Here is a 6,860-nt window from a genome sequence, read left to right on the forward strand (position 1 = left end):
CTGCGCTCCTCAGTTGGCGCTCTGCGTCGGGGGGTGGCCGCCGCTCAGGCGGGGCAGCGCGGCGATCCGGTCCACGGCCCCCGCGAGGGCCTCCGGCGGCAGGAGACCGGGTCCGCGGCTGCGCGCGAAGTCCGCGAAGGTCTCCACGGTGGTGTACTTCGGCCGGTACCCCAGTGTCTCGCGCATCTGGTCGGTCGCCACGACCCGGCCGTGGGTGAGCAGCCGCAACTGCTCCGGCGAGAAGTCCGTCATGCCCACTGTACGCAGGGCCGTACCGACCCAGGTGACCGCCGGGAGCAGCAGCGGCACCGTCGGGCGCCCCAGGCGCCGCGCGCACTGCGAGAGCAGCAGCACGCCGTCCCCGGCGATGTTGAACGTGCCGCTGTTGAGCGTGCCGCGTTCCGGCTCGTGCGAGGCCAGCCGCAGCACCTCGACGACGTCGTCCTCGTGGACGAACTGCAGCCGCGGGTCGTAGCCCAGCACCGTGGGCAGCACCGGCAGCGAGAAGTACGAGGCCAGCGGGGTGTCCGCGTGCGGGCCCAGGATGTTGGCGAACCGCAGCACGCACACGGCGACGTCGGGCCGGCGCCGGGCGAAGCCGCGCACGTACCCCTCGACCTCCACCGTGTCCTTGGCGAAGCCACCGCTGGGCAGCGACTTGGGCGGGGTCGTCTCGGTGAACACGGCCGGGTCGCGCGGCGCGGACCCGTACACGTTGGTACTGGACTTCACCACCAGCCGCTTGACCGTGGGGGACTTCTGGCAGGCGCCCAGGAGCTGCATGGTGCCGATGACGTTGGTCTCCTTGACCGTCGTCCGGCTGCCGCTGCCCAGCGGCGTCCCCGTCACGTCCATGTGGACGACCGTGTCCACGGAGTGCTCGGCGAGCACCTTGGCGATGGTCGGCTGCCGTATGTCGGCGCGGACGAAGTCGGCGCCGCCCAGGTGGTGCTCGGGCGGCACGACGTCCACCGCGACGACCCGGTCCACCTCGGGATCGCGCTGGATCCGCCGGACGAACCGGCCCCCCAGCCTTCGGGCCACCCCGGTCACGAGCACGACCTTGCCCAAGATCAGCGCCTTCCTTCCAGAGTCCGTCGGTGCGCCCTGCTCTGCTCGTACTCCGCCGTGTTCCCCGTGTGCGGCCACGTTAGCGGCTCGGTGTCGCGGTGTGGTGGTCGACCGGCGCACGAAGTGACGACAGCCCCGGACCACGATCAGACCAGTCCCGCGCATGGCCGGACATCCGCTCACCGAAATCTGGCCGGAACGAAACCTCCAGGTCAGCATGGTTGAACGAGACACGACACCGGACCGCCCCCTGGAGCACCCCTCGGCCTCCGCGGCCGATGCCCTCGGGGCTCGCGGTCGGCGCCCTCGACCTCTCCGGCCGACGCCCTCGGCCTCCGCGGCCGGCCGCCGCCGGGCCTCTTTCCCCGGCCCCCTTCCCCCGGTGCCCTTGCGCGGGCTCCCGGCCGACACCGCCGGACCGGCCTTCCCCGGCTCCCGGTCGGTCTAGCGTCGTCGGCCCGGCCCCTCCGGGTTCCCCCGGTCGACCGGTCGACGCCGGGGCCCCAGGGGCCGTCTCGCGGCCTCGCGGCCGTGCGCCGGCCCACGGGGCCCGGTAAACAGCCGTGGCCCTCCCGCCGGCAGGCGGAAGGGCCACGAAGCGCGCGGTCAGCGCGTACGCAAGAGCGTGAGGAAGCACCCCGCGGTCGCGGGGCGCGGCCTCACTTCTTGTTACGACGCTGGACGCGAGTGCGCTTGAGCAGCTTGCGGTGCTTCTTCTTCGCCATCCGCTTGCGCCGCTTCTTGATAACAGAGCCCACGACTACCCTCGCTCACTTCTCTTCACTCGGTGCTGGGCGACATGGGCCCACACGACCTACGAGGGGCTAGCCTACCCGCACCGGGCCTCGCGTTCGTAATCGAGGGGGTCAGCGAGTGCCCGGGGCCGCCCTCAGGCGCCCCGGGCCTCCTCGGAAGACCGTCGTCAGGCCGTCTCCACCCCCACATAGGACTCGCGGAGGTACTCGTGTACCGCTTGCTCCGGGACGCGGAACGACCTCCCCACCCGGATCGCGGGCAGATGACCGCTGTGCACCAGCCGGTACACGGTCATCTTCGACACTCGCATCACCGAGGCGACTTCCGCCACGGTAAGGAACTGAACCTCGTTCAGAGGCCTCTCGCCAGCAGCCATGTCACACCTGAACCTTCCGCACGCGACGGCCACCGGCTTCCCCTTCCGGTGACTCTTCGTCGCTGCGTGCTCACTCCCCAGACTAGGGGCGGGTGGTGCGAGTGGGGAAGAGGGGATGCCATCGGCCGCCTACTGTGACAGACACGCTCGATTGAGTACATAGCGAGTAAGCGGTCGGTAGTAATCAGACCGCACAGCGTCATCAAGCGGAACGACCACGGACACTCGCCCCTCTGCCTCGCCCACGAAGAGCGCGGGATCGTCGGTGTCACCGAGCCCGATGGCCTCGAACCCCAGCTGACCTGCACCGCAGACCCATCCGTGGTCTCCGACCACCAGCTCCGGGAGGGGTCCACCCGCCTCGGCGGCCGCGGCCAGGGCGGTACGAATCGGGAGCGGGGAGTGCGTGTGCGCGCCCTCGGCGCGGCCGGGTGGCGAGGGAGCGGGTTCCCGCACCAGCGCGACTCCCCGTACGTAGTCGAGGTTGTAGGTACGTAGGCCGAACCGGGTCGTTATGTCGACACAGTCGCCCTGCGCCGGTGTGAGGACGGCACATCCCGCTGCCGACAGGGCGTCCGCCAAGGCGGCGTAGAAGCCGAGCAGGCGGTGCGGATGGCCGGTGCCGAGGAGCACGGGGGCCCTGCGCCGGGCGGCCGTGGCGAGGCGGTCGGCGAAGGAGTCGAGAGCGGCCAGCGTCCGGCTCGGATCGATCACGTCGTGGCCGGATGTGTGCCGGGGATCGGCCGAGACCCCGCACCTGTCGGCCATCAGCTCGATCACGTCGCGCTGCCGCCAGGGCAGTTCGGGGTCGAGCCCGAGCAGCAGGCGGGGGTCCCGCGCGGCGAACAGCCGGTAGCTGCGCAGACTGGTCTCCCGGGTGGTGGCCACGGGTCCGGCCAGTCCGGCGGCCAGCAGGTGCGCGCGCATCGCTCCGGTGCTCAACACGCCTGCGATGCTGGCGCACGGGCCCGCCTTCCGGCCCCGTGTCACCGGTAAGTTCGCGCTGTTGGCGTAATGGTGGACGGGTGTGCGCGCGGGGCGTGCGGAAGTGAACGGCACGAGGCGCCCGCACGGAGGCACGAACCAGGGCACCGCGCGGAAGCGAACGGCACGAGGTGGCCGCGGAGGTACGAACCGGGGCGCCCGCGCGGAGGGCACGAGTGAGGGCACCCGCGCGGAGGGCACGAACCAGGGTTTCCCCGCGGGAGGAAACAGGCCAGGGTGCCCACGCGGGCGCGGGACGAGAGGCGCGGGACGCGCTCCCCGCGCCGGACGCCGGGCCTGTGCCCGGAGCCCGCCGCCGGACCTACGCCAGGAGCCCGCGCAGCGGGAACGCCGCCCGGCGCACCGCGACGATCGCCTGGTCCAGCCGGTCCGCCGGGTCGTACCCGTCCTCCCAGTCCTTCCAGGACACCGGCCACCGCCCGTCCGTCATCCGCATCGGCGCCGGCTGCCGCGTACGGGCGTAGACCTCCTGCCGCCAGCTCTCCGGGATCACGGTCGCGGGCTCCACCGGCCGGCCCGCGGCGATGGCGACCAGGTGCGTCCACGAGCGCGGCACGACGTCCACCACCGCGTAACCGCCCCCGCCGAGCGCCACCCAGCGCCCGTCGGCGTACTGATGGGCCAGTTCATGACAGGCCAGCTGTACGGCGCGCTGCGCGTCGAGCGACACCGCGAGGTGCGCCAGCGGGTCCTCGAAGTGCGTGTCGGCACCGTGCTGCGTGACCAGGACCTGCGGCCGGAAGCCGGCGAGCAGCTCAGGCACCACGGCGTGGAAGGCGCGCAGCCATCCGGCGTCCCCGGTCCCGGCCGGCAGCGCCACGTTCACCGCCGAGCCCTCCGCGTCCTCCGCACCCGTCTCCTCCGGCCACCCGGTCTGCGGGAACAGCGTCCGCGGGTGCTCGTGCAGCGAGATCGTCAGTACGCGCGGGTCCTCCCAGAACGCGGCCTGCACCCCGTCCCCGTGGTGCACGTCCACGTCCACGTACGCGACCCGCTCGGCGCCCAGCTCCAGCAGCCGGGCGATGGCCAGGGCGGGGTCGTTGTACACGCAGAACCCCGACGCGGCGCCGGGCATCGCGTGGTGCAGGCCGCCCGCGAAGTTCACCGCGTGCAGCGCCCCGCCGTGCCACACCGCCTCGGCGGCGGCCACGGACTGCCCGGCGATCAGTGCGGACACCTCGTGCATCCCGGCGAAGGCGGGGTCGTCCTCGGTGCCCAGGCCGTACGAGCCGTCGGCCGACGCCGGGTCCGCGGACACGGCCTTGACCGCCTCGACGTAGTCCTCGCGGTGCACCAGCCGCAGCGTCGACTCCCCCGCCGCCCTGGCCGCCACCACGTCCATGCCCCGGGCGGCCCCGAGGGCGTCGACCAGCCCGCGGGTCAGCGCCAGCCGGACCGGGTCCATGGGGTGGTCCCGCCCGAAGTCATAGCCCGTTACTGCCTCGTCCCACATCAGCTGTGCGCGGCCGCTCATGCCCGTCACCGTACCGGTCGGTTCCGGCCGCGAACGAGCGGGCGTACACCACGGTCACCAGGACCAGCACCATCGGCACGAGCATGGCCCCTCGGTAGTCCCACGCGTCGCCCAGCGCCCCCACCAGCGGCGAACCGACCAGGAACCCGACGTAGTTGAAGACGTTGAGGCGGGCGACGGCCGCGTCCGAGGCACCCGGCCCGTGGTGCTCGTGGGCCAGCCGCCCGGCGGCCGCGAAGGTCTGCGGCACGAGCACGCACAGCCCGAGCCCCAGCAGTGTGAAGCCGAGCATCCCGGTCCACGGGCCGGGCGCCCCCGCCACCACGCCGAAGCCCAGCGCCGCGAGCAGCGCCCCGCCGCGGACGACCGCCACGGCCCCGAGGCGCCGCACCCCCAGGTCCCCCAGGGCGCGCCCGAGCAGGGTCGTGACCATGTAGACGTTGTACGGGACCGTCGCCAGCTGCTCCGAGCTGCCCAGGACGTCCTGCAGGTACTTGGCGCTCCAGTTGGAGACCGTCGAGTCGCCGATGTACGCGAACGTCATCACCAGGCACAGCGGCAGCAGCAGCCGGAAGCCGACCGGCCGCCCCCGGCCCGCCGCCTCCTCCCTGGCGTCCTGGTCCCCGCCGGCGTCCTGGTCCCCGTCCCGGTCCGCGCCCCGGGCCGCCGGAGTGGCGTCGACGTACCACCGGCTGCCCGCGAGCGCGGCCGGCAGCAGCACCAGGACGGCCGGCAGGTACGAGGTGAGCAGGGACAGCTCCCAGTGCGCGCCCGCCCACGCCAGCGAGGCCCCGAGGATCCCGCCCAGGCTGTACGCCGCGTGGAAGCCGAGCATGATGCTGCGCCCGTACGCGCGCTGGAGGCTCACCCCGAGCATGTTCATGGAGGCGTCCAGGGCGCCGACCGCGAGGCCGAAGAGGGCGAGCGCCAGCGCCGCCTGCCACAGTTCGCCGCCCGCCCCGACGCCCAGCAGCGCGCACAGCACGACGGGCTGGCTCCAGCGCAGGACGCGGCTGGGACGCACTCGCCGCACCAGCCGCTCGGTGCAGACGCTGCCGACGCCGGCGAGGACCGGCACGGCGGCCAGGAAGGCGGGCAGCAGGGCATCGGAGACCCCGTACCGGTCCTGGATCGCGGGGATGCGGGTCACCAGCAGCGCGAAGGCGACGCCCTGCGCGAGGAAACTGAACGCCAAGGAGGCTCTGCCGTACCGCACCCGCCGCTCCCGCCGCACCCGTCCGGTCATGGCGGCGAGCGTAGGGCCCGGCCTTACCGGTGGGTAGACGGCATGGAAGGTGAATTCTGTTCAGTTCTCCGGGTGAGCCCTCGGACCTGTCCTGGGCCGGCCCTCGGGCGGCTTCCTCTGACTCCCCGGGCGGCCCTCACTTCTCGGGCGGCTCCTCCGGCTCCTGCGACGCCTCAGGCGAGCAGGTCGGGCAGGCGGCTCATGTCGGCGAAGAGTGCCGTCGCCTGTGCGAGCCGTTCGGCCGGCGTCATGGCCGTGAACCCGTACACGTCCATCCCGGCCGCCACCGCGGCCCGCACCCCGAGCGGGCTGTCCTCGACGACGGCGCAGCGTTCCGGTGCCACACCCATGCTCGCGGCGGCGTGCAGGAACAGATCGGGCGCGGGCTTGCCTCGTCCGACGTCCTGCGAGCTGAAGATACGCGCGTCGTCGAACCAGCGGTCGAGCCCGGTGGTGCGGTGCCCGACCCTGATCCGCTCGTGGCTCCCGGAGGAGGCGACGCAGTACGGCACCCCGTCGGCGGTCAGCTTCTCCAGCATCTCGACGGCTCCGGGGACCGGCCGCAGCTCGCGCTCGAAGGCGGCGAACACCCGCCGGTGGAAGACGTCGTCGAAGTCCTCGGGCAGCCGGCGCCCGGTCCGCTCCAGGACGAGATCGTGCACGCGGTGCATGGCGGCGCCCATGTAGTCGCGCAGGGAGTCCTCGTACGAGGTGGGGTGCCCGAGTTCGGTGAGGTAGGCGGCCAGCAGAGCGTTGGAGATCGGCTCGCTGTCGACGAGGACGCCGTCGTTGTCGAAGATGACGAGGTCGTAGCGCATGGGTCGACCTTATGGGACCCGGAAAGGGTCCGGAAATGCGGAAAGCCCCACACCAATGGTGTGGGGCTTTCCCAAGAATTGTTCGGCGGCGTCCTACTCTCCCACAGGGTCCCC

At 72.7% G+C, this 6,860-nt stretch carries 7 protein-coding genes; all 7 read right to left on the bottom strand.

The window, feature by feature from the left end:
• Positions 1 to 9: 9 nt before the first annotated feature.
• Positions 10 to 1,071 carry an NAD-dependent epimerase/dehydratase family protein gene (locus IE271_RS35220; protein ID WP_190194546.1) on the bottom strand — a complete coding sequence of 354 codons (1,062 nt, stop codon included), beginning with the start codon at positions 1,069 to 1,071 and terminating at the stop codon, positions 10 to 12.
• A 659-nt stretch (positions 1,072 to 1,730) separates the two neighbouring features.
• A complete protein-coding gene (locus IE271_RS35225; RefSeq protein WP_003948845.1) occupies positions 1,731 to 1,829 on the bottom strand; it encodes a 30S ribosomal protein bS22 in 99 nt (32 codons plus the stop codon).
• Between the two features lie 164 nt (positions 1,830 to 1,993).
• Positions 1,994 to 2,203: a helix-turn-helix domain-containing protein gene (locus IE271_RS35230; protein WP_093781815.1), complete on the bottom strand. Its 210-nt coding sequence runs from the start codon at positions 2,201 to 2,203 to the stop codon at positions 1,994 to 1,996.
• Positions 2,204 to 2,332: 129 nt separating this feature from the next.
• Positions 2,333 to 3,148, bottom strand: coding sequence for a phosphatase (locus IE271_RS35235; protein ID WP_190194547.1), 816 nt, complete (start codon positions 3,146 to 3,148; stop codon positions 2,333 to 2,335).
• Between the two features lie 361 nt (positions 3,149 to 3,509).
• The gene (locus IE271_RS35240; protein ID WP_190194548.1) at positions 3,510 to 4,682 is read right to left on the bottom strand and encodes an acetoin utilization protein AcuC; all 1,173 of its coding nucleotides are present in this window, start codon (positions 4,680 to 4,682) and stop codon (positions 3,510 to 3,512) included.
• Positions 4,633 to 5,928, bottom strand: a complete 1,296-nt coding sequence (locus IE271_RS35245) for an MFS transporter (RefSeq protein ID WP_190194549.1) — start codon at positions 5,926 to 5,928, stop codon at positions 4,633 to 4,635. Before IE271_RS35245 ends, IE271_RS35240 begins: the two co-directional genes overlap by 50 nt.
• A 173-nt stretch (positions 5,929 to 6,101) precedes the next feature.
• A complete protein-coding gene (locus tag IE271_RS35250; protein ID WP_190194550.1) occupies positions 6,102 to 6,746 on the bottom strand; it encodes an HAD family hydrolase in 645 nt (214 codons plus the stop codon).
• Positions 6,747 to 6,860 lie beyond the last annotated feature (114 nt).

It is taken from the genome of Streptomyces minutiscleroticus, assembly GCF_014650875.1.
In the GTDB taxonomy this organism is placed as follows: Bacteria; Actinomycetota; Actinomycetes; order Streptomycetales; family Streptomycetaceae; genus Streptomyces; species Streptomyces minutiscleroticus.